The 24669-nt window shown below is 33.0% G+C and carries 22 protein-coding genes and 1 pseudogene; 21 read left to right on the top strand and 2 right to left on the bottom strand.

All coding sequences use genetic code 11. The annotated features are described in order from the left end of the window. Nucleotides 1-107: 107 nt before the first annotated feature. The 18 genes and pseudogenes from N1I80_RS17985 to N1I80_RS17900 all read left to right on the top strand — a co-directional run. Nucleotides 108-1928, top strand: coding sequence for a polysaccharide biosynthesis protein (locus N1I80_RS17985; protein WP_340739210.1), 1821 nt, complete (start codon nucleotides 108-110; stop codon nucleotides 1926-1928). After that, nucleotides 1925-2314: a glycerol-3-phosphate cytidylyltransferase gene (gene tagD / locus N1I80_RS17980; protein WP_340739209.1), complete on the top strand. Its 390-nt coding sequence runs from the start codon at nucleotides 1925-1927 to the stop codon at nucleotides 2312-2314. Before N1I80_RS17985 ends, tagD begins: the two co-directional genes overlap by 4 nt. Before the next feature lie 19 nt (nucleotides 2315-2333). Beyond that, complete coding sequence (locus N1I80_RS17975) at nucleotides 2334-4694, top strand: teichoic acid biosynthesis protein (protein ID WP_340739208.1); 2361 nt, start codon at nucleotides 2334-2336, stop codon at nucleotides 4692-4694. A 45-nt stretch (nucleotides 4695-4739) separates the two neighbouring features. Beyond that, nucleotides 4740-5930, top strand: coding sequence for a CDP-glycerol glycerophosphotransferase family protein (locus N1I80_RS17970; RefSeq protein WP_340739207.1), 1191 nt, complete (start codon nucleotides 4740-4742; stop codon nucleotides 5928-5930). Beyond that, entirely contained in the window at nucleotides 5923-6924 is a 1002-nt protein-coding gene (locus tag N1I80_RS17965; RefSeq protein WP_340739206.1) for a stealth family protein, read from the top strand. The genes N1I80_RS17970 and N1I80_RS17965 overlap by 8 nt, the downstream gene beginning before the upstream one ends. Nucleotides 6925-7140: 216 nt before the next feature. Then, nucleotides 7141-7935 (top strand): ABC transporter permease, encoded by a 795-nt coding sequence (locus N1I80_RS17960; protein ID WP_445683666.1) that lies wholly within the window; start codon nucleotides 7141-7143, stop codon nucleotides 7933-7935. A 15-nt stretch (nucleotides 7936-7950) separates the two neighbouring features. Beyond that, nucleotides 7951-8742 carry a teichoic acids export ABC transporter ATP-binding subunit TagH gene (gene tagH, locus N1I80_RS17955; RefSeq protein WP_340739205.1) on the top strand — a complete coding sequence of 264 codons (792 nt, stop codon included), beginning with the start codon at nucleotides 7951-7953 and terminating at the stop codon, nucleotides 8740-8742. A gap of 199 nt (nucleotides 8743-8941) precedes the next feature. Next, on the top strand, nucleotides 8942-9745 hold the full coding sequence (locus tag N1I80_RS17950) for a hypothetical protein (RefSeq protein ID WP_340739204.1): 804 nt from the start codon (nucleotides 8942-8944) through the stop codon (nucleotides 9743-9745). Nucleotides 9746-10039: 294 nt separating this feature from the next. Next, complete coding sequence (locus tag N1I80_RS17945) at nucleotides 10040-11170, top strand: CDP-glycerol glycerophosphotransferase family protein (RefSeq protein ID WP_340739203.1); 1131 nt, start codon at nucleotides 10040-10042, stop codon at nucleotides 11168-11170. Between the two features lie 21 nt (nucleotides 11171-11191). Then, complete coding sequence (locus N1I80_RS17940; protein ID WP_340739202.1) at nucleotides 11192-12265, top strand: glycosyltransferase; 1074 nt, start codon at nucleotides 11192-11194, stop codon at nucleotides 12263-12265. A gap of 21 nt (nucleotides 12266-12286) precedes the next feature. Next, nucleotides 12287-13402 carry a glycosyltransferase family 4 protein gene (locus N1I80_RS17935; RefSeq protein ID WP_340739201.1) on the top strand — a complete coding sequence of 372 codons (1116 nt, stop codon included), beginning with the start codon at nucleotides 12287-12289 and terminating at the stop codon, nucleotides 13400-13402. 5 nt (nucleotides 13403-13407) lie between these two features. Next, nucleotides 13408-14430, top strand: coding sequence for a UDP-glucose 4-epimerase GalE (gene galE / locus N1I80_RS17930; RefSeq protein WP_340739200.1), 1023 nt, complete (start codon nucleotides 13408-13410; stop codon nucleotides 14428-14430). A gap of 6 nt (nucleotides 14431-14436) precedes the next feature. Next, a complete protein-coding gene (locus tag N1I80_RS17925) occupies nucleotides 14437-15294 on the top strand; it encodes an NAD-dependent epimerase/dehydratase family protein (protein ID WP_340739199.1) in 858 nt (285 codons plus the stop codon). Between the two features lie 5 nt (nucleotides 15295-15299). After that, nucleotides 15300-15872 (top strand): sugar transferase, encoded by a 573-nt coding sequence (locus tag N1I80_RS17920; protein ID WP_340739198.1) that lies wholly within the window; start codon nucleotides 15300-15302, stop codon nucleotides 15870-15872. 40 nt (nucleotides 15873-15912) lie between these two features. Next, the gene (locus N1I80_RS17915) at nucleotides 15913-16428 is read left to right on the top strand and encodes a DUF4760 domain-containing protein (RefSeq protein WP_340739197.1); all 516 of its coding nucleotides are present in this window, start codon (nucleotides 15913-15915) and stop codon (nucleotides 16426-16428) included. Nucleotides 16429-16517: 89 nt separating this feature from the next. Next, complete coding sequence (locus N1I80_RS17910) at nucleotides 16518-17114, top strand: hypothetical protein (protein WP_340739196.1); 597 nt, start codon at nucleotides 16518-16520, stop codon at nucleotides 17112-17114. Then, nucleotides 17104-18996, top strand: a complete 1893-nt coding sequence (locus N1I80_RS17905) for a hypothetical protein (protein WP_340739195.1) — start codon at nucleotides 17104-17106, stop codon at nucleotides 18994-18996. Before N1I80_RS17910 ends, N1I80_RS17905 begins: the two co-directional genes overlap by 11 nt. Nucleotides 18997-19464: 468 nt before the next feature. Then, nucleotides 19465-19728, top strand: a pseudogene (locus N1I80_RS17900) (DUF4261 domain-containing protein); the annotation flags it as partial. Between the two features lie 18 nt (nucleotides 19729-19746). On the opposite strand, the gene N1I80_RS17895 reads toward N1I80_RS17900, so the two are convergent. Further along, nucleotides 19747-20517 (bottom strand): hypothetical protein, encoded by a 771-nt coding sequence (locus tag N1I80_RS17895; protein WP_340739194.1) that lies wholly within the window; start codon nucleotides 20515-20517, stop codon nucleotides 19747-19749. 180 nt (nucleotides 20518-20697) lie between these two features. Beyond that, nucleotides 20698-21459 (bottom strand): hypothetical protein, encoded by a 762-nt coding sequence (locus N1I80_RS17890; RefSeq protein ID WP_340739193.1) that lies wholly within the window; start codon nucleotides 21457-21459, stop codon nucleotides 20698-20700. 313 nt (nucleotides 21460-21772) lie between these two features. Here N1I80_RS17890 and N1I80_RS17885 point away from each other — a divergent pair, with 313 nt between their 5' ends. The 3 genes from N1I80_RS17885 to N1I80_RS17875 are packed head-to-tail and all read left to right on the top strand — an operon-like array spanning nucleotide 21773 to nucleotide 24646. After that, nucleotides 21773-22618, top strand: coding sequence for a sce7726 family protein (locus N1I80_RS17885; RefSeq protein WP_340739192.1), 846 nt, complete (start codon nucleotides 21773-21775; stop codon nucleotides 22616-22618). A 4-nt stretch (nucleotides 22619-22622) separates the two neighbouring features. Beyond that, nucleotides 22623-23564 carry a sce7725 family protein gene (locus N1I80_RS17880; protein ID WP_340739191.1) on the top strand — a complete coding sequence of 314 codons (942 nt, stop codon included), beginning with the start codon at nucleotides 22623-22625 and terminating at the stop codon, nucleotides 23562-23564. Then, nucleotides 23561-24646, top strand: coding sequence for an RES family NAD+ phosphorylase (locus N1I80_RS17875; protein ID WP_340739190.1), 1086 nt, complete (start codon nucleotides 23561-23563; stop codon nucleotides 24644-24646). Before N1I80_RS17880 ends, N1I80_RS17875 begins: the two co-directional genes overlap by 4 nt. The last annotated feature ends 23 nt before the right edge of the window (nucleotides 24647-24669 follow it).

The following is a 24669-nucleotide window of genomic DNA, read 5'->3' as shown; positions in this document are numbered from 1 at the left end:
GCTTAATAAACGTTGCATAAGCATCCTCTCTTTTCATGGGGATGCTTATGCGTATGTTTGTAAGTTAGATAGGGTTTTAACGAAACTAATCGAAAGAGGTACGCGAAATGAACTATAAAATGAGATATATGGTGTTCTTTATAGTAGACTCGTTGATTGTTCTTTCTGCTATCTTCTTCAGTTTTTGGTTATTTCAACCGTCGTTACAACTCAAAATGGAGTCAACTATTTATATTAGTGCAATCACATTATTAGTGAGTCACCATATAGTAGCCTATTTCTTTAAAATGTATAGTCGTATTTGGAGTGTTGCCTCTGTACGTGAATTATTAGTTATTTTTTATTCTGTTACGATTTCAGTATTAGTCGCATGCTCGCTTCAATTTTTGATTAAGTATGATGTATATGAAAGAATTATGACTGTAACATGGATGTTACATATTATTTTAATTGGTGGCTCACGCTTTGTCATTCGCTTATTTAAGGATGAGGAGTCATTTAAAAACACTGATAATTTAAAGCGAATATTAATAGTAGGTGCTGGTAAAGCAGGGACTATGTTAGTTAAAAATTTACAACAGGATGAAAAGCAAAATTTAAATCCAGTTGCTTTTATAGACGATGACCCCAATAAATTGAACTTAACAATTATGAATGTCAAAGTTGCAGGGAAAATAAAAGATATTCATAAAGTAGTGAAAAAGTATGGAGCAGAAGAAATTATTATTGCCCTTCCTTCTTTGACGAAAAATGAGCTGAAGGAGATTCATTATTTATGCCTTTCAACAAACTTGAAAGTACGTGTAATGCCAAGAATTGAAGATGTGATGACAGGCATGATTTCAGTAAAGGAAATACAAGAAATTAGTTTCGAAGATTTACTAGGGAGAGATGAAGTAACATTAGATATGATTTCTATCTCTAGCAAGATTACAGATAAAGTCATATTAGTTACAGGTGCCGGAGGATCGATTGGTTCAGAAATTTGCCGACAGTTATGTAGGTTTGAGCCTAAACAGCTTATTCTTTTAGGGCATGGTGAAAACTCAATTTATAATATTCATATGGAATTGCAGGCAATTCGAAATTTACAAGTTGAACTTATTCCAATTATTGCGGATGTAAGGCACTCTCATAAAATTGCAGCTGTAATGGATAAATATCGGCCGAGCGTTGTCTATCACGCCGCGGCCCATAAGCATGTACCGTTGATGGAGAGCAATTTTAGAGAGGCTGTTGATAATAACGTATTAGGGACAAGAAATGTTGCTTACCAAGCCCATAAGCATGATGTAAAGCATTTTGTTCTTGTATCAACTGATAAAGCAGTAAATCCACCGAATATCATGGGCGCAACGAAGCGTTTAGCTGAAATGTGTATTCAGAATTTAGCGAAGCAAAGTATGACGAAATTTGTGGCTGTACGTTTTGGAAATGTACTTGGCTCTAGAGGCTCTGTTGTACCTCTATTCAAAAAACAAATTGCAGAAGGCGGCCCGGTTAAAGTAACGGACCCTGAAGTTACACGCTATTTCATGACAATATCGGAAGCATCAAGGTTAGTCATACAAGCAGGTGCACTTGGTAACTCTGGCGATATATTCGCACTAGATATGGGCGAACCCGTAAAAATTGTTGATTTGGCTAAAAACTTAATTCAGCTTTCCGGGTATAAAGAAGATGACATCGTTATCGAATTCACGGGGCTACGTCCAGGTGAGAAAATGTATGAAGAAATATATAGTGAAACCGAATCTGGTGAAAAGGTGTTTGACAAGATAACTTTAGTGAAAAATAGTTTTATTGTGGAGGATTTTGATAAATCATTTACAAAACTTATATCAATAGAAAATGATAAATTATTTAAGCAAAAGCTAATAGATTTGGCAAATAATAAAAACGCTATATACGAGGAGATAGTCAAATGAAAAAAATTATCACGTATGGCACATTCGATCTCTTGCATTATGGGCATATCGATTTATTGAAGCGTGCTAAAGATATTGGAGATTATTTAATTGTCGGGCTATCTTCTGATGAATTTAATGAAATTAAAGGTAAAAAAAGTTATTTCAAATATGAGGAACGTAAATGTTTATTAGAAGCAATAAGATACGTGGATTTGGTGATTACTGAAGAAAATTGGGATCAAAAAAGAGAAGATATAACAAAATATCAAATCGATTGTTTCGTAATTGGAAACGATTGGGTAGGGGAGTTTGATGAGTTAAGTGAAGTATGTGAAGTAATATATTTGGAACGTACACCTGAAATTTCGACAACTAAAATAAAAAGTGATATTAAATCGATTTAAGAGTAATGGGAGGTAGAGGATGTTTAAAAAATATAACAAATCATTGGAAATATTAGATGTTTTTGGAGATTCTGTGCGATTACTTGTAAAAGATAAAACTTTCGATATCGATTTGTTAGAAGTACAGAAAGAAAATGGTGTATATTTGGATGACTTTCTCCATAACAATCAGCTATTAGGGGAATTCTATATCTCAGAAAGTAAGTATTACCTATATTGTTATAGTCATCAATTATTTTTTTCAAATAAACCAGACTTTGATAATGCATTTCGATTTGATATCGAGATTTATAATCCTTATATAGAAGTAAAGCAAAATAATTTTAATTTAGATATAAAATATAGAAACTCCAATGAATTAGTAACGTCAATTGATAATATTTTTACAACACAAATTACGCTGGAAGATATATTAGATATTAATATCCCATTAGAAGTTGAAAAGCAGCAATATACAACTATTACAAAGATTTGTATATTCAATATTGTATTATTCTTAATATACGATGATTATTTAAAAACTATATATATTAAAAAGTATATATTAAACATTGAGTCATTTAATATAGATATTAAATATAGTATAAATAAAAGTAATAAAATATCTATTATGTTTAAGAATGAATTCGATGAGTTGGAAGAAAAAGAGTTAAGCATAAATAGGATTTCTGGAGTGGCTCCGAAAAAAGTCTTCAATCCATCCAAGTTTTTAAAATATAATAATGAAAATATTCTGAGTCTATTGGAGATTAACAACGTTTCATTTTATGTATTTAAAACTCAAAAGGGGATATATATTATTAAAGGAAGTCCCAAAAAAGCAACTAAAGTTAAATCTAACTTTAAACCATTTAAATTTGGAAATCATTTATATCTAATTGGGATGCTAACTTATAATGCAAAAGATAAATTTGAAGAACTGGAGTATCTATATACAATAAATAAGGATCACTTTTTGTCGAAATTCAAGCGCCACTTTAAAAACATTAGATTTTTAAAGCGGTATGGTTATTTTAAAATCCCAATTGATAAACTTGATTTAGAAGATCGAGTTCATTATCCAATATTTTTAGGAAATGAACATCAAATTTTGAGTAGATTAGATTTTAGTTATAGAAGGAAAGTTTCGAAAGTTTATTCAAGGATAAAAATAAACGGTAAATTATTGATACTAAGAGCAGATATATACAATAATATTATATATTCTATTGTACCATTTTCAAAGATGTATAAAAAAAATAGTATTATTAAAATGAAACTAGCATACTATATTTCAAGTCTTTTCTATAAAAATAAAAAATATCATTTGAATCTATATTTTGAGAAGCAAGCATCTAAAGCAGACGAGTCTGGGTATCGTGTATTTGAAAAAGTAAAAGAGGAAAATGGGATTTTATCTAAAAATGTATTTATTTTAGATGAAGATTCCTTAGCATATAAGGACATGAAGTTTAAGTATAAAGGCGATTTAATAAAGCGATTTAGTTTCAAACATTATTTATCAATATTTAATGCTGATTACTTTTTAAGCAGCGACTTATCTAATCATGTAATTAATGATCGAATTTATATTAATGAAATCATGAACAAAGTTAAAAATGTACCACTAATTTTTTTACAGCATGGAATTATGTTTGCGAAACCAGTTGAAAATCCACTAGGAAAAATATTCTATAAAAAATATTCACAATATAATATCTATAAAAATGTGGTCAACTCACAATTAGAGGCACAAGAATTTTATAAAATGGGTTATTCAGATCAAGATTTACTTCAGACGGGTCTAGCCACTTTTGATTACGCTAAATTAGACAAAGTCTCTAATAAAATTGTATATATGCCGACCTATAGATACTGGGAGGAGGGGATGATTTATAGCGGGGATATAGAAAAAACAACGTATTTCCAATCAATACTCAAAGTAATCAAAGCTTTTGAAAAGTCGAATATGAAAGATAGGTTACTAGTTGTTTCACATAACAAATTTGCTGAGTATATTAATGGAAGCTTAAGTGAGTACAGCGATATAATTGCTGCAAATCCATCAGAAGCCTTAAAAGTCGGAAGAATATTTATCACAGATTATTCCTCTGCTATTTATGATGCTATTTACAGGGGAGCATATCCTATCTTTTATTGGGAGGATAAAGAATATCTTATTGAAAAGTATGGAGCTAACCCACCTGTTAATGAAGAAAATGCACCAGGGAAAATCGCAAATAGTATAGAAGCACTTATTGAAGAGGTGAGCTTTGCTGAAATAAATAATTATGAAGTTAGTCCTGAACATAAAGAGAAGTATTTAAAAATTAATTCTTTTAATGATAATAAAAATACTGAACGAATAATAGATCATCTAAAGAAAGACAGTATTTTATAATTGTATAGCTAGTATTGTAGTAAAGGCAGAATTGAGGTGTGGACAATGATACATAGAGTAAGGAACTGGTCAAAGAAATTAATATATTTTCCTATGATGAAAATAGTGTATAGAGTCCTGAAAAATCTAATTCCTTCAAAAGACAATTTGATTTTATTTGAAAGTGGTTTAGGTAAGCAAATATCGGATAGTCCTAAAGCGATATATGATGAAGTTGTAAAGAGGAAATTACCTTATCAAAAAGTATGGATTTACAACGGAAATGTTGAATTTAGTGACCCAAATACCAAGGTTGTGAAGAGATTAAGTTTAAAGTATTATTACTACTTAGCTAGATCGAAGTATTGGGTTAACAATCAAAACTTCCCAACTTATATTGAGAAACCTGAACAAACGATATATATTCAAACTTGGCACGGAACACCCTTGAAAAGAATGTTACATGATAACGAGTATTTTAAACTTTATAAGAAAGAATATGTAGAGAAAGTAAGTAAAGCAATTGGAAATTGGGATTATTTAATATCGCCTAGTCCGTACGCTACTAAACAGTTTCAATCTGCTTTTAAATATAAAAAAAAAGTATTAGAAGTTGGATATCCTAGAAATGATATTTTTTATGAAGAAAATATTGAAGAAAAAAAGAAGGATATAAAACAAAAACTAGGCTTATCAATATTGAAAAAGGTGATATTATATGCACCTACATTTAGAGATGAGGAACCAGACAAGTTTAAATTACAATTAGATTTAAAGAAAATGAAAGAGCACTTAGGAAAGGAGTATATTATTCTTTTAAGAATGCACATTGTTATTAACAAACGACTTGATATTGATGAGAAAGCTTCAGACTTCGCAGTAAATGTATCATCATTTTCAGACATTCAGGACTTGATGCTCGTAGCTGATATATTGATAACAGACTATTCATCCGTGATGTTTGATTTTGTGAATACAAATAAGCCGATGCTATTCTTTACTTATGATTTGAAAGAATATCGTGATAAATACAGAGGGTTTTATTTTGATTTTGAAGTAGAAGCACCTGGCCCTCTTTTAAACAATACTGATGAGATTATTACTTCAGTACAACAATTATCTAGTCTCCAAGAAAATTATAAAGAAAAGTATGAGCAGTTTAAAGAGAAGTTCATCCCATTAGATGATGGACAATCAACAGCACGGATTGTAAATCTATTATTTGAAAATAAAGGTAGTGTTTTTCTTTATGATTAAGATAGACATTGTATTACCCTGGGTTGACGGAAATGATGAGAGTTGGAGGAAACAGAGAGAATATTATGATGGACAAACTAAGAACGAAAAAATTAACGGGGAAATCAGATATAGAGATTGGGATAACTTACAATATATTTTTAGAGGTATAGACAAGAATATGCCTTGGGTTAATAAAGTCCATTTAATTACATGCGGACATATACCTAATTGGTTAAATATTTCTTGTTCAAAATTAAATGTTGTGAAACATGAAGAGTTTATTCCTAGTGAATTTTTACCAACATTTAATTCACATGTAATTGAATTACACATGTATAAAATAAGAGAATTATCAGAACATTTTATATACTTTAATGATGATATATTTATATTAGATCAATTAGAACCAAGTGATTTTTTCACTAATGGTTCACCCAATGATATGGCCGTGGAAATTCCAATTACATCGAAAATAAGCTCCAATATTTTCTCGCATTTTTTAATCAATAATAATTCATTGATTAATAAAAATCATCTCAAAAAGAAAGTTCTAAGAGAGAATTTCACTAAATTTTATTCATTGAAATACAAATCATTGTTAATTAAAAATTTTCTGTTGGGACATTTTAATAATTTTTCTGGCTTTTATCATCCTCACTTAACACAATCTTTTCTAAAAACTACATTTTTTGAAGTTTGGGAAAAGGAGTATCTGTATTTGGAGAAAGTTTCTAAAAATAAATTTAGAAACTATATAGACGTCAACCAGTATTTGATGAGGGAATGGCAATTGGTAAATGGCAGATTTGAGCCTAAAAACATTGATAAATTAGGAAGGTATTTTAATTTAATTGATGATACAAATAAGATAGAGCAATATATAAAATGCAAAAAGTCTAAAATAGTTTGTTTAAATGATAATGGTCATGTTAAGAAATTTAATTTAACTAAAGAAGCAATAAATGCTACTTTTGAAGAAATATACCCTCAAAAATGCAGTTTTGAAGTATAGTAAAGTCGACTATATATGTTGAAATAAATAATTTAGCGAAAAAAAGCTGCTTCGTAGCCATTGGGATGCCCTAGCCAACCTAATAAGGTGCCCGCGTTAGATAAGTTCAACCTATACAGTGTCTTAATTAAAGTAATGTTATTTCGGTTTCAGACCCAATAAATTTCTTTTTATATTGTAGAGAATGATATCTGATTATAGGGGCTGTGTATTAAAGTGAAATTATTAATTGAACAATGGCAATCAAAATATCTAGTTCTTCGACTTGCTTTTTTTCAAGTACAAAGCGCAAATCGTAACAATTTTTTAGGTGTGCTGTGGGAGTTACTTAATCCGTCAATTCAAATTGGGATGTACTGGTTTGTTTTTGGTTTAGGGATTCGTGGGAATGCAGATGTAGAGGGAATTCCTTTTGTATATTGGATGCTTTCAGGTATTGTTATGTGGTTTTTTGTAAATGCAGCTATAATTGAGGGAACAAAGTCTATTTTTCAAAAGCATAACCTTGTTGCGAAAATGAATTTTCCACTAACTGCAATTCCAGCTTATGTAGTCATGAGTAAATTTTATGTTCATATCATTATGGTTAGCATGATAGTTATTATTTTTTCGGTTGCAGGATATATCCCTTCAATATATTATATTCAATTACTCTATTTTATGTTGATGACGTATTTACTTTCATTCGCTGTTTCCTTACTAGGATCAACATTAGCGGTGCTTGTTCGTGATGTTCAAATGCTTGTCCAAGCGGGGCTACGTATTTTGTTTTTTGTTTCGCCTATCTTATGGTTGCCAGATATGTTGCCGCAAGCTGTGCAAAAGATCATTATGTTGAATCCATTCTATTATTTGGCGAATGGCTATCGGGCTTCGTTGTTATATCAAGAATGGTATATCATTGAACAATGGCCACTAACACTATATAACATTATTCTCGTTGTTGGTATTTTAAGTGTAGGATCATTTTTACACTTTAAGATGAGAGATCGATTTGCTGATTATATTTAAATTGAGGTGTATATGTTGAAAGAGTCAGTAGTTATTAATCAGGTGTCAAAAACGTATAAAATGTATACATCAAAAAAAGATCAGTTATTAGATTTGCTCTTTTTAAAGCGTAATATTCCGAGTTTTGATGCGCTAAAAGATATTTCTTTTACTGCTTATGAGGGAGACATTGTGGGTTTAGTGGGGATTAATGGATCTGGAAAATCTACTCTAAGCAATTTAATTGGTGGAATAACGCAACCTACTAATGGAGAAATAATAAAAAATGGCTCAGTTAATGTTATTGCGATTAATGCTGGATTAAACAATCAACTCACAGGTATAGAAAATATTGAATTCAAATGTTTGTTAATGGGATATTCTAAAGAGAAAATAAGGAAGTTAATGCCGGAAATTATAGAGTTCTCCGAGTTGGGCGATTTTATTTACCAGCCTGTAAAAAAATTTTCTAGTGGTATGAGATCAAAGTTAGGATTTGCTATTAGTGTAACTGTAAACCCTGATATTATTGTAATAGATGAAGCTTTGTCAGTAGGTGACCAAACGTTTACGAATAAAAGTTTGGAGAAAATGTTAGAATTCAAAGAGCATGGAAAGACAATTTTTTTTGTTAGTCATAATTTAGCGGAGATAAGAAGATTTTGTACGAAGGCAGCCTGGATAGAAGGCGGTAAATTAAAACAATATGATGAAGTCAATGCTGTTATGGATCAGTACGAAGCGTTTATTAAAGAATATAAAAGCTGGGGTGTTAAAAAACAACAGCAATATAGGGATGAACTTCTCAACAATAGAATGCACGTGTAAGCGGTGTGAACTTGTGCGCAACCTGCAAAAGATAGAGTAATGTAGGGATTACCCGAGACAAGTAGTGAGGAAAGTCAGGAAAGACAAGAGATTGGTTCGTTTTAGTATTGGGATGAGAATAATAGATAACTAAAATTAAATTATATAAAGCTTCTTAATAATTTTATATAAAGATAGTAAATATACGAGGAGGTGTGAAATGATTAAAGGTAAACTGATAAATAATAACTCGAGAAATTTAGTAATAGTATTCCAGGCCGTTGGGGTTTTATCTAAAGAAGACTTTGAAGAGATAATTAATAATCGAGTTACTCAAGACGAAGTGAGTATTAAACATCAAAAATATTCTTGGTATAAATTTGGTAATGTTGATTATGCAGATTACTTTTTTATAGAAGATCGTTTTTCTAGTAGTTATGGATGGTATATGATTGATTCGGGTAAAAGTGTAATAAATGAATTTAATAAAGAATTAGAAAAATTCATTGTTGAAAATGGTTATAACTCTGTGACCGCATTCGGTAGTAGTAAAGGTGGATCTGGTGCTTTATTGTATGGTTTAATAAATCCGAGAATAAACAGAGTTTTTTCATTAGTACCCCAGATACACCCAGTAGATTACATTGATAAATATTTAGGAAAATATAGATCATTATTCTTCCCCAAAAATAATCTGGATATTGAGCTTTATTTTAATAATATTTATTTCAATGAAGAACTCTATAAAGATGGAAGTCATTTGAATACTAAGGTTTATTTGTACACGGGTGTAGGTGATGAACAATATAAACCAGCATTAGAGTTTAATCAATTTTTATCAAAAAAGTTGGGTAATGATTGCAATATTATTATTAATACAAGTTTAAAGAACCATAATCCTATTGTTTTAGATAATGTTCCATTTGTAAGATCTGCTTTAAAATTAATTGCAAATGATGAAATCATGAGAGGTCCAAGGTTATCAAATATTCGTGAAAATATTTTATTACTTAGAGACAAGTAATAAAATACACATTGTTGAAAAGTAAGCCTTCAATCAAATAACGGATACCCAAACACAGCAGCTCTCTAGTACAATCATGGAATCATTTTTAGGAGGCGCTTCTTAATGTTGCATGGTAAGCGTCATTTTACGCTTACGTATCAAAAAGGTGCGTTTATTTTTATAGTACGGGCTTACGGTACATATTATCATTTGATTTCGTACTGGAATCGAATAATAATATGTTTTTGCTATATTAACTAGCCACTGGTGTTAGTATAAGAGAGAAGCATGTTTTGATGGAGGATTGCATTTATGAAAGAGTTTTTCACTAAATATATAAAAGTATTTTGTTCATTTTTCCCAATTCGAAATGTAATCTTATTTGAGAGTGTACCTGATATGGATGGGAATTCGAGAGCTGTATTTGATACAATGGTGAAATTAAATTTTCATGAAAAGTACAGGTTAGTTTGGCTAGTAGACAATAAGGTTACATACAATAATTATGAAATAGAAAATATTTACTTCGATTATAAACCCACTAGCTTGTTTAAAAAAATAATGTATGTATTAAAGTATTTTAATGTGAAAGTGAAGATATCAGAAAATGCTTGTTATCCTAAATTCCATCGTCGTACAGTAGCGATTCATTTAGGCCATGGTACGGCCATCAAAAATACGGGTTCATTAATGCATATAAATGGCTCAGCTGACTATGCACTTTATCAAAGTGAAGCTGTAAAGGAAATCACGGCTGAGTTGCATAATTTAAATGAGGATCAATTAGTCTGTCTCGGTTATCCTAGAAATGATAATTTAATAAAGGGTAGCAGAACAGCGGTCGATGAAAATTATATTGTTTGGTTACCTACGTTTAGAAAGTCTAATTTATCAAATAGACTAGATTCTGATTATGACTTTCCATTAGGAATCCCTATTTTAAAAGATTTATCAGAAGTACGGCATTTGAATTCGATTTTGAAACGAAATAATTTTAAACTCTACATAAAACCTCATTTTGTCGCACGTTTAAATGAGTGGGATGTTGTAGATTTTAGTCATGTAAAGTTAATTACAGAAGATTACTATAAGAATCAAGGTTTATTACTGTATGAGTTTTTAGGAATGTCTAAAGCATTAATAACAGATTATTCCTCTGTTTATTTTGATTACTTATTAATGGATAAACCAATTGGGGTTACTGTAGATGATTTACAACAGTATGAAAAAGGGCTTGGTTTTGTCTATGATGATTTCAAAGGGACTATTTTAGGTGAACTGATAGATAGCTATGAGGATTTAGAGAAATATATTATAAGTTGTATTGAAAATAATATTGACATTCGTTATCTAAGGGCAAGAAAGGAGATGTTCAATAAATTTACGGACGATCAATCTTCTATAAGAGTAGTGGATTTTTTGAAGGAGCGAGCGGATTTATAAAGTGTATAGGAGCAATGACAAATGAAAGTCCTACATATTATCCCCACACTCCGTGTAGGTGGAGCCGAGAAGTTATTAGTAGATACATTAGAGGAAATGTTAAGCCAAGGAGTAAAGTGTGAGCTTATTGTTTTAACAGAGGAGCAAGATTTTTTCAAAGAGCGATTATCAAAAATGAATGTAACTGTGTATTATTCAAGCTGTAAAAGTGTTTACGATCCGAGGAATATATTATTTATAAAAAGAGTTGTTCAGCAGAATGAGTATGATTGTGTACATACACATCTCTTTAGTGCACAGTTATTTATGGCTATTGCTAATAGAACTTTTTGGGAAAAGTTGCCGTTGATTACGACGGAGCATAGTACGAATAACCGTCGACGTGAAAATAAAATATTTTACTATTTGGATAGCTGGATGTACAAGCAGTATGATCAAATTATTGCTATTACAGAAGGAACACGAGAAAAATTAGTTCGCTATCTTAGCAGTACCGAGAAGAAAACAGTAGTTGTTTATAATGGACTTCAACTTGCTGATTTTCAACAAACTGCAACACCTGATCAATCATGGGAACCAATTGATAATGAAGTAATTATTTTAATGGTTGCTGGTATGCGCGCTGAAAAAGATCATACAACATTGATTCGTGCAAGTAAGTTATTGCCTGAGAACTATCGGGTAGTTTTTGTTGGCGATGGTGATCTTCTTGAAGAAACGATAGATTATTCAACAATGCATGGCCGGGAAACGATTGTTTTTTTAGGTGCTCGTTCGGATGTGCCAGCTATTATGAAGGCGGCAGATATATTTGTTTTATCTTCAAAATGGGAAGGTTTCGGGTTAGTAGTTGTAGAAGCGGCAGCGGCAGGTCTTCCTATCGTTGCATCGAATGTGGCTGGATTAAAAGAAGTCGTCAAGGATGTAGATGGTTTGTTATTTGAACCTGGGAATGAATCTGATTTAGCTGAAAAGATTATGCAAGTTACTACAAAAAAGTCTACTGTTACACAAGAGTATTTAGAAAAATATCATATTACGAATATGGTATCGAGCTATTTGGAATTATATAAGCAGGCAATAAATACAATGTGATACTAATGAAAGCGTGATACTATGAAAGTTTTGTTCGGAGCGTCAGTCTATAATCATTTATCTATTTTCCATAAGCCTTTTATGGCAGCGTTTCAGAAGCAAGGCTACGAAGTGCATGCTATTGGCAGTAACTCTATGGGAAGAAAAGAAGAGCTGGTAGAAATGGGTGTTATTTGTCACGATATCGATTTTGATAGGATTCCTTTTTCAAAAAAGAGCTTATCGGCTTTACGCAATCTACATTGCTTATTTAATCAGCACTACTTCGATTTAATTCATGTACATACACCTACGGCCGCTTTTTTAATAAGATATGCTGCGTTAAAGCATAAGCAGGGCAAAATTCTTTACACAGCCCATGGTTTTCATTTTTATAAAGGCGCCCCGTTATTAAACTGGTTGATTTATTTCCCAGTGGAATGTTTGGCCGCACGTTGGACAGACGTGCTTATTACGATTAATGATGAAGACTATAGGCGTGCACTGAAGATGGGGCAGTCTGTGCGTTATGTTCATGGGGTAGGTGTTGAGCCGATGAAGGTGGAAATGACCGTGGAGGCAAAGAAGTTGCTGAAATCATCACTCGAACTTTCGGATGATACAGTTGTCATATCCTATGTTGCTGAAATCAATAAGAATAAAAATCATAGATTTCTATTGAGAAATTGGCAGCAAATTAAGGAGAAGAGTCCGACTGCTGTACTTTTACTGATTGGTGTAGGAGATATGAAGGTTGAGATAGAGCAGTTTATTGTAGAAGAGCAATTGGCCGATATTAAGGTGTTGGGATATCGTAATGATGTATATCAGTTGTTGCAAATAACTGATATTATGGGGTTATTATCCTACCGTGAAGGATTGCCCAAAAGTATTATGGAAGCGATGGTGGCAAGTATTCCTTGTGTTGTGTCAGATACACGGGGATTACGTGATTTGATAACTAATGGTGAAAGTGGATATGTTGTGCCACACGAGGATGATACTGCGCTGGTAGAATCGTTTGTAAGTCTATTGAATGACAAAGAAAAGCGATTGGCGATGGGGGCTGTTGCGTCCCGAGATGTAGAACCATATCGATTGGAGAATGTGTTGCAGGAATACATAGCTATCTATGATGATGCATTAAGAAAAGGATGAGTTAGATGAAAGTGCTCATAACTGGTGGATTGGGGTATATCGGTAGCCATACGGCTGTAGAGTTGTCGAGTAAAGGGCATGAATGTTTCATTGTAGATAATCTGATAAATAGCAATCGGGATGTGTTCAATCGAATTGAGATGCTGGGCAAACATCCAATCAGTCTTATGATGGTGGATTTGTTAGATCAAAAAGCGCTAGCAGACGTATTTAGACGTTTTAAATTTGACGCGGTTATTCATTTTGCTGGGCTAAAGGCAGTAGGTGAATCGGTTAAAAATCCACTTTTATATTATGAACATAACTTGATGTCCACACTAAACCTCCTAAAAGAAATGAAAAAAGCTAATGTGAAAAAGCTTGTATTTAGTTCCTCTGCAACTGTATACGGTGATTTGTCGACACCGCCAATTACTGAAGATGCACCGACATCTATTATTAATCCATACGGACAAACCAAGTTAATGGTAGAAGAAATACTAACGGATTTGGCACAATCAGATCCTGAATGGAGTACAGCCTTATTAAGATACTTCAATCCTATCGGGGCACATCCATCGGGGCTGCTTGGTGAAAATCCGAACGGAATACCGAATAATTTGATGCCTTATCTTACACAGGTCGCAAAGGGAAAGAGAGAATATCTCAGTATATTTGGCAACGATTATCCTACTCATGACGGAACAGGTGTTAGAGATTATATTCATGTAATGGATTTGGCCGAGGGACATGTCAAAGCGTTAATATATTTGGAGAATAATACGGGTGCCCATACTTTTAACTTAGGTAGTGGTAGAGGCTATTCAGTATTGGATCTTATAAAGACATTTGAAGAGGTTAACAACGTACATATACCTTACCGAATCGTGGACAAGCGCCCAGGCGATATTGCAGTAAGTTATGCAGATTCATCAAAGGCTGAACGAGAACTTGGTTGGAGAGCGACTAGGGGATTAGGTGAGATGTGTGAAGATGCTTGGCGATGGGAGAAGGGCTTGGAAAAATCGGTAGATAAGACAATGGAGTAGTTGACAATGAGAATTATGATTACTGGTGAAAATGGATACATTGGGAACAAAATCGAACGCTATTTACATGGGAGTCATCAGGATATAGACATCCAAAGAATTTCGGCGAGAAACTTTACTGAGAACAGTTATTCATTTGAGGGCGTTGAATCTATTATTCATACTGCTGCTTTAGTGCATCAAAAAGAGTCGAATTACACGGAGCAGGATTACTTCGATGTGAATTGTTCATTAACCATAGAGTTGGCGCAGAAGGCAAAGGGTGCGGGAGTGAGACACTTTGTATTTTTCAGTACGATGGCTGTGTATAGTAATACAACGAAGATAATGGAATCCACTCCTGTGAACCCGACCTCGTTGTATGGTAAAAGTAAGCTTGCTGCTGAAAAACAGCTTATGGAACTGGCTGATGAGCAGTTTATTGTTTCTATCATTAGACCACCAATGGTGTATGGCCCTGGCTGTCCTGGTAACTATGCGCTATTGAGTAAATTGGTGAAGAAAACACCTGTTTTTCCGCTTGTTGCTAACGAGAGAAGTATGATATTTATCGATAATTTAACAGAGTTTGTCCGTCAATTGATTAAAAATCAGGATGAAGGGATATTTCATCCTCAAGATCGAGAATACATTCGAACGTCTGACATGGTAAATGAAATCGCCAGCGTACATGGGCGGAGGATTATCATGAGCAAGTTGTCTGGTAGGTTATTAGTGAAACTGTTTGGACGGATGAGCATTGTATCCAAGGTTTTTGGTGATTTGACTTATGCTAAAGAGTTATCCAAGTACCGAGATAACTCTTATCAGTTGGTCGGCTTAAAAGAAGCAATTAAAATGAGCGAAGTAACAATAGAGGATTGAGAACTATGAATTTTAGTAAAAGAGTGATGGACGCAGTATTATCCTTTCTGGCAGTACTTGTATTCATGCTACCAATGGCGATTGTTGCAATATTGATCAAACTAGATTCAAAAGGTCCAGTTATATTCAAACAGAAGCGTCTGGGCAAGAACAAAGTGGTATTCAATATATATAAGTTTCGCACGATGAGAACAGACACTCCCAATGTATCGACTGAGGATCTAGGCGACCCATCACTATATATAACGAAGTTAGGCAAGTTCTTGCGTAAATCCAGCTTAGATGAGCTGCCACAGTTGTTCAATATTCTTGTGGGGCATATGTCGATTGTTGGGCCAAGACCAGCTTTGTATAATCAGTATGTTTTGATTGCAATGCGTGATGAGGTAGGAGCAAATAGCATTCGTCCTGGGCTTACGGGGTATGCGCAGGTCAGAGGCCGTGACTTTATTTCGGATCAGGAGAAGGTAGGCTATGATAAGTATTATGTTGAGCATATGAGCTTGTGGTTGGATGTTAAGATTATTTGTTGGACGGCGAAGAGTGTGGTGAGGTCGGAGGGGGTTCGGGTGGATTGAGGGGATTGTCAGATATCTCGATTAACGAGGGGGATATACGGTGACTAGACAAATTGCAACCTTTGCGGTTATATCAATCAGTGTGATTTTTGGGATACTTCTTATTTTCATAGATGGATTGGCCGGTAGTAAACTAGAGATAGCGGTTGCTGTATCGGCTCTTGCAACGGGGGCGACAGGTATAATTTTAGGCCTGTCATCATTGAAACAGGCTAGCTTTGGGGCAATTCGAGAGTATTACCAACAAGGTGATACGAAAGAGATGATTGAAAATAGGAAAAAAGTTTATGGTCTGGAAATTGAGGATACAGAATTAGTAGAGCAAGCAGCGTCTGAAATTTGTGGCTTTTATCACTTTTGGGGAATGATGGTTTCTAAAGGTTACCTACCTATCTGGATATTCGAAGGTTCCTCTGGGGTAGCTGTTGTTAAATTATTTAGCTTGCTAGAACCGCATATCAGCGAGAGGCAAAAGAAAAACAAGTACTATGCTGAAGGTTTTGAACAGCTTGCGAAAAAGATTAAAAAGGAATATGGGCATACGTATGAGCCTTAAGTTGAAGTCGATTCTATTTTTTAAATATAGAAGGTCATGATGTCTATGGATTGGGGATTATGAAATTAACTCGTAAAGGAGAAATTAGAATGACTGTTCAGCCAGAGAAGTTTTATGAGTCTTGTTTGACCTATAATATAATCCAATACTTTGATGAGGTACTTGAGCAAAAAGTATACCCATTTAGTATTAGTCAGTTAGAGGAAAAATCTGCGGGATATGATTATGGATATGAAGTTTCGAATAAGTCTTTTTTTATTCAATATAAGCGACCTATAGTAGAGATGAATGGAGATCTATGTTCATGGAAGATTAATAAGGAGCAACTTAAAACTATAAACTCACACAACTACAATATTTATACATACTACGCTTTGCCAAACTTTGGTAGTTTTAAAGATTGGTATGAAGGGTTGGATAAAACTTATTTTATTGAAGCTTCAAAACTTCAACAATATTTAGGGAATAATAATGCCAAGAATCCCACAATAAATGCTAGGAAATATAAGTTGGACAACTGGGATACTCTAAGTAAAAAAATTGAAGGTGCATATAGGAACTTAGCTGAAGATAGCTTTCGCCAAACTATATATCTATCTGATATCTTGAAGTATGCAAACAGATTAACTGATGAAAGCAAAAATTCTACATGGTTTTATTTATTAGAGGACAATTATGAAATATAATAATTATGAAGTATTAGGTAGTTACAGTACAAGGGATGGCGGTAGCATAATGCTAACCATGGGAAGTAATTTGGTATATAACACAGAACTTAATACCTATATCCATGAGACTACTCATATGTTTCTAAATAATAGTACCAATTTAGGTTTTATTTTATTGACATTGGAATTGGAATTGAGTTTATCGAAAGATAATAAAGACTATCAACATGTCAACGTCTTGAAGAAAATCGAACAATTAATTTTTAAACGCACTCAAGAGGTCCAAGAAATCTTTGCTAATAACTCTGAATTACTTTGGATAGAGGAATATATAAGTAAAAAAGCAAAAGATAAATTTTATAAAATGAAGCCATTACAATATCAAAATTATTTTAATGAATTAAAAATAATTAATTCTAAAAAGTCGTTAAGCCACCAAGAGAAAATGGCTCATATCCAACAAATTTGTATGTACTCCATGAATGTACCAGTATTCAATCAACAATTCATTGATGCTTTGAAATCTACAACAACATTAAATAAATATTTTCTAATCCCAAGCAGTAATCCTAGACAAAGATTTAAAAAAGCTTTGGGTTTTTTTAAATCCAATACAGACTTTAAATTAGAGAATGAAAATGAAATATTGGACTTCAATGAGCTAATTTCGGCGCTACGGGAGCTGAAAATTATAAAATACACAGATTTGAAATTTCCAAGATTTAAGGAAATTGAAAAAATGTTTATGGAAGATGGGCAAATAAGTAGATCTAAAATTGAAAGCTTTACTTCTAAAATCCAAGATGATATGGATACTAAAGTTAAACTTTTTGACTTTCAGAATTTAAGAACAACACGTGTAAATAATTTTAATGGTTATGACAGTTTTGGTACTTTTATTATAAAAAACTGCAATGTATTAAATGATGAAATGAATAATTATTATCTCTTAAAACAGGGAAGAATTGATAAAAAGATTGGCTATATTAGTCACGAGATTAATAAACTTGATTTGTATAGTTTTTTACGAAAATATAATGTTATTGGTGTCCCTATATATGAATTTGACTTAGAGAAAATGAAGCCAATTTACCTAGAGGGGATAACCATTCCGATTGTTGTACTATTCGATGACTATAATGATTTTAAAAAGGCAGTTTCCAAGTTGATTGCGAAAGATGAATTAATCATCGGTGACTTATACGATGCAGATTACAATAACTTTTTTACTGTTTTATTATTTAGAACTCGTAGTAACCCCAACGTGATTTTTGTGTTTCCTACCCTGAGAAAATTGGCGGTAAAACTAACAAAAGAGCTATTTCTAGAAGATAAAACCTCGTTTTCCAAAGAAGTAAATTACTTAAGTATTCTTTCGGTATTTGAAAAAGAACCAGATATGCTTAAATTCATATTTTGGATTTTTAATTTCTTGCTAAATGAGGCTAATGAGGATCGTGAATCATTAGCAAGCTTAACAAGAGAAATAGTTTCAAATCTCTTTAATCAAACCCTTCAAATTAGACCTAACCGTAGTAGTTATTATTCTGATTTAGCCAATTTACCTACACTGTATACGGTTGGCGAACCTTTTTACGTATTAATGCAGTTTGTCAAAAATTCAAATACTGGACAACTGTATGCTCATCCAGACCATTTAGGAAACGATAGTATGGTGTTTTTCCATGATAAGAAATGTGCGGAGAATTGGAAAGAATTGAATTTCGATGATTCCTCATTACGCGCAGTTGGGGTAGATAAAGTATACTGGAGCACTTTGAAAACTAAATTATTAAAGACTAATATAAATATAATACTCGTTCAAAGTTTTGATGAATCAATAGGACAGGTGTTGGATGTTAATACTATCGATTATTTAATATCTATCTCTAATGGGTAAAATCAAAAAAGCCTCACAGAGATTTCTCCGTGAGGCTTTCCCGACATAACTTCAACTATTTAACAATAAATTGCCAGAAGTGAAATTATTATAACTTGGACTCTTTGGTATTATAAACAACGCATATAAACAAGTAGCACCTCATGGTACGATACACTTGAAAAATAGCTGTTATTTATAAAAGGAAATCGATAAATGCAGGAGGAGTTGGCCATGAAAAGCTCGACACTGAAGAAACATTTCCGTTTTTTGTTTTGGCCTTTATTGAAATTGGAGGGAGGTTCCTTCTACTCCTCAACCGGGCGTTAAAGTGATTCTTGACGATAGCGGGCTTGGATTTTTGGTTGAAGCCACATAAGCTAAGTTATTAATTATTCTTCTGAGGAACTTGTCTTGGTTTATTATTCCTTATTCCAAATATTGGTAGTATAATTTAAAGAATCATACTTTTAGTAAGGGGAGAAATTAATGACAGCTCAACAACAAGCAGCAATCCAATCCATGATTGACTGGCTTGCAGATGAACACGAACTCGGGCGGCAACCTAGAAAAATAGAAATTGCAGGAGAATTTGATTTACATGATGTGCACTACTACATATTCAGGTATAAGAAAACAATGCTTGGAACATTGATCCTTGGCGCATGTGGAGGCTATGAGGATGTGTCTGATACTGAGCATTGCGGCCATATATTCAGCGAGATGCAACCTTGCGACTCGGCGACTGCAGAGGGGTGGGGGCACTTACTATTATCGTATATCTAAATGTAGAAATTCTTCATAAGATATTACTTTCGTAGGCACACCAGCGTAATCATATACAGCTTCGCACTTGGCTGCAAAACGAGCATCGGCTGTGACAAAGATGTCGGCTTTGCTTGCATATATCGCATGAGAAACATCATGTAAACGTGATACTGTCTTTTTCATTTTCTCTCCTCTATAGCCAATGCTCTCTAACACATTAAATAATGTACTAATTAATCGTTCTGTTTTCCGATGACTCGACAAATAAAAATATGCATTTTCCATCGGTAACCGATAAATTAAAAAGTCAATGGCGTGTATATTGATATAATCCAAATAACTTTGGACTTTAGAATGATAGAAAATCTGATTGGGGAGTTCATTGCTCATCACTGCACTATCAAATGAAAACTCTTTTTGCATCTCTTTAAAAGCACTCATCTGGTGATATTCGATACTTTCAGCTAATTCGGTAGCTTCTAAATTACCGACCACATTATTATAAACTTCGTTTGCATCTTTTTTATACGCAATGATATCACCATCTAAGACTGGTAAAAACACATTTTTTTCAAATAATTTATTCATACCCGTAATATATCTGTCTATTTCCTTCTGTTTATGAGTCAAATTAATATTGACCACTTCTTCTAAATACGGTGGACCATAGAAAAATGAATAGTGATTTTTAAAGTCGTCAAGATTGTTGTATGTTTCAATTCCTTTTAAATAATTCACAAAGATATTATAGTCTAAATAAATTTTAGTCTTCAAAGTGAACACTCCTCCCTCTATAAATATTGGTGAATTAACGGTTTGAGCCGTTGTAAGTGTGCCAAAAAAATTTTGACACGTTGATAAACAGTAACAGTTAGATGCGCGAGTCTTCAAACAGAACGGGTTATGCTACGCGGTCATAGCTAGATAATAGTAGTTGCAATGATACTTGTGTATTTATTTTAAGTTGCTAATGCATTTCTCTTTCCATAACACTTGTATTTCTTGATTTAGCAATGCCATTCGTTTTAGATGATTGCTGTGTTCATTGGGATATAGATAAAGTGATGATGGAGTATTGCGTTCGGATTTGTAAAATGACAATCTAAGTTCCTTTAATATCTCACTAATATGTACTAATTTTGAAAGAGTACTATATTCATTCATAAGAGACCTAAAAGAAAAAAGTATAATTATAAAGCCAGCTGCCATGATGCTTAGGGCAATGAATTCAAGATTATTTGCATTGTCTCGATAGATTGAAATTAAATAGGGAACAGTGATTGTAAGTAACCCTATATTACGTGTTTTTTTGGCTTGATTTAATTTGTTAATCCTTTCAATTCTTTCTTTGACCAAATCTTCAACAATAATATTTTCGTTAATGGTGTTTAGGCAAATATCTGACGTAGTTTTCACGCCCCGCACAAATTTATTAATTCTACTTATATCGAAACTCTGCATATTACCATATGATTTTTCGATTGCCTTTGCGAACCAATAGGATCCTATAAAAACTGTAAATAAAAAGATTACAAAGAACACGATGGATAGAATAACTTTGTATTGCTGGAGGAACCAAATAAATAATCCTGCTTCAATTATAATTAAAAATAGAAGAAAAGGTGATTTTTTACTGATTGCCATAGATTCAGCAAGTTGCTTACGTGGACCTAATTCAGCTGTATACTGTTTTACTATTAAGTTTAGTGTGTTCAATATAATCCCTCCCAATTTATTCATGTAGTACAAGTACGTGTCATGGTAATCGAAAGTTTCATTTTGGGATTAAAGTCTGCTGAAAAGAAGAAATATGGAGTAGTAAAAAGCTGAATAAGGCAAGGAAGGTCGTGAACGGTGTCGAATGAGGAGGCTTGTGAGAAGTCCTCATTCGGCTTTTTTTTAGATGATCAAGGGAATAGGTAAGACCTTCATGATGTAAAATGATTGGTATTTCAACTATATCACAAACAAATTGATTACCCAATCTGCTATACTTAATGTAAAAAATGAACTTGAGAAGGTGGTTATTGTGAATAATAACTTTATTTTAAATCGTTTTTTTTCACAAGTGACTTTTGATAACGCATTGAATATCGGTACAAACTCGATTTACGATGAATGTGTTAAGCAATATGTAGATAAAACGAATGTAGAAACAAATATAGAAATAATTGAGGAACTTTATCATTACTTGCAAAAAAACTATCGCAACGAATATTTTTATAAAAACACACTTTTCAATAAAAATATAATTGGAAAGCATAGTTTGAATACGACGACCGCACTCACTGAAGTGCCCATTCATAAGTCTAAGGCAGATTTTATTAAGATCAATGGAAAAGCAGTAGTGTATGAAATCAAAACTGAATTGGATTCCCTTGAAAGGTTAGAACAGCAATTAGTCGATTATTATAAGGCGTTCACAAATGTCTATGTAATCACTAGTGAGTCTAATGAAGATAAAGTGCAAAAAATGTTAACTGGAACGAATGTTGGCTTGATGGTTTTGACAAAGCGTAATCAATTTAGTGAAAGAAAAAAGGCTACCGAAGACTATTCTTTATTAGATAAGGAAGTTATGTTTAAGGTCTTACGAAAAGAAGAGTTCGAAGCCATTATTGAAGGTTATTATGATTATTTACCTGAAACCAAGCCTGTTTTTTATTATAGCGAGTGTTTCTTGCTATTCAATAAGATTCCACTACGAAAAGCACATGAACTATTTGTTCAAGAACTAAAGAAAAGAAATAAGCTAGATGTACAAAACTACTTAGAACATGTCCCATATGAGCTACGCTTTTTAGTATATTTTTCACAATCAATCCAAAAGAACTACCAAGAACTAAGCCGTTTTTTAAAAAATGACTGGAGGTAGTGATATGTACTTTCCTTATCTTAGAGGTAGACAATTTGAATTAATTGCTTTGAGGGAGTTAGTTGAGCAAGGGTTAATAGGTGAAAATATAATTCCTGTTATTGAACCTATTAAACCGACTTCAACACTGCGATCAACGTTGGCGAAATTTGTTGAGATTGAGAAAAAAGTAGTAGTCATCAAGAATCCACAGGTTGGTAATTTTTTAAGTGAATATGGGGAGATAAACTCCACAGATAATTTGGTTTCTTTAATGGAAGATAACAATGATTTTATTATTAAAGCGCATATTATGAATCCTAACTCAATAACTGAGGTTGCTGAATTAACAAGCAAGGGGACTAAACTCGAAGATTTAGTAGTTGTAAGTACAGAGCGGGATTGTTTATCAATTTACAAAACATTATTTGACATGGTGGCTCCAAAGTATGTTTTAATCCCTGATAATTCAATATTTAGAAGAAGTATTCGTTCTAATCGAATCTTATTTGAAGATTATTTTCCAAAAGAACAAAGAAACTCTGATTACAAAGGTAAAGATGAATTTTTTTCGGAAGCTCATCTGTTTTTTGAGGATGAAAATTACAAAGGTTTTTCCGACTACTCAATTGTCGGTGAAGACTTCAATGAAGCTGGGTTCGCACCCTATGCGGTAGCTATTCACATTGTTTATTTTGGGAAAGATGGAGAACTGAGAGTAAAGAGCTTTGTGTCTGACTCAAATGATGACATTAGAGACCCAGCAAAAAAATACTATGAAGCACTTAGTCATTTAATGGAATGGCTTAAGAGTAACCCGATAGACCCTGAAACATATGCCTTGCAGCAATTTAGGAAGCATCATGCGGAAGGGACATATCCTGGACTTGGCACGGTCAAGAAACTATCCATTATGCATCACCTCGAATTAATGAGTAACTATTTCGATTGGAGAAATAACCTATGATTTGCTGTGCTAAGTGTTTTAAAGACAGTGAATTCATTGCAATTATCGAGTCGTTGGAGGTTACAGGTGATTGTGAAGTGTGTAGTCAGACAGATGTATCTATTTATGATACAGAAAAAAACAATAAATTGACCGAACTTCTTGAAGGCTTACTTGAGATTTATACACCTGTATCAGAAATGCCAGAAGAATTAAAAGAGCATAGAGCTGATTTTTCGTTATTAAAAGATGAGTTACATGCTAGATGGAATTTATTTAATGTAGATAGCTCTAAAGCTTATAAATTAATCAAAGGTCTTTGTCAGGCTAAATATGAGAAATCACAAAATCTATTTGAAGAAGCTGTAGGTATAAGAAGGATGTATGATGAAGAATTTAAGAAAAAATTTTCAATCCTGAAAAATTCTACATGGAGTCAATTTACTGATCAAATCAAGTATCAAAATCGTTTTCATATTGAATCTTTTAATGCAGCGATATTCAGTGCAATTATTGGCTATGCATCAACTACCTATGAAAAAGGTCATAAGTTTTATAGGGCGAGATTGTCTAATGATCACAATCAACCTTTCTCAAAGAAGGATATGGGTTCTCCGCCACCAGGAAAATCTTCAAATGGGCGGTTAAATCCTTATGGAATAAGCTGTCTTTATCTAGCAAGTAGCGAAAATATAGCTATTAAGGAAATTAGAACGGGGCTTCATGATAGCGTATCAATTGCAGAGTTTGAGCTACTTGAAAAAATTGAAGTGATTGATTTAACGATGATTGATAAATTCAGCCCTTTTCTAGGGGGAGAACTAGACTTTGATTACGAGAAATATGCAATTAATAAGGAGTACTTGTCGCATATTGCAAATGAAATTTTAATTCCTTTAAAAAGAGGCGACTCCCAACTGAATTATTTACCGTCACAGTACATATCTGACTTTATTAAGAGTCAAGGTAGAAAGGGTGTGAAATACCAAAGTACGATGGATACAAATGGTTATAATATAGCCGTTTTTGACGAGGATCTATTAAGTTGTGGAAGAATTGATTTTAAAGAAGTGACTGGAATTAGATATGATTGGAATATTTAACTGTGTGCAAGTACCACTGGCAC

The sequence above is a fragment of the Sporosarcina sp. FSL K6-3457 genome (genome assembly GCF_038007285.1).
GTDB lineage: Bacteria > Bacillota > Bacilli > Bacillales_A > Planococcaceae > Sporosarcina.
This window is presented reverse-complemented; position numbering and strand designations above follow the sequence as displayed.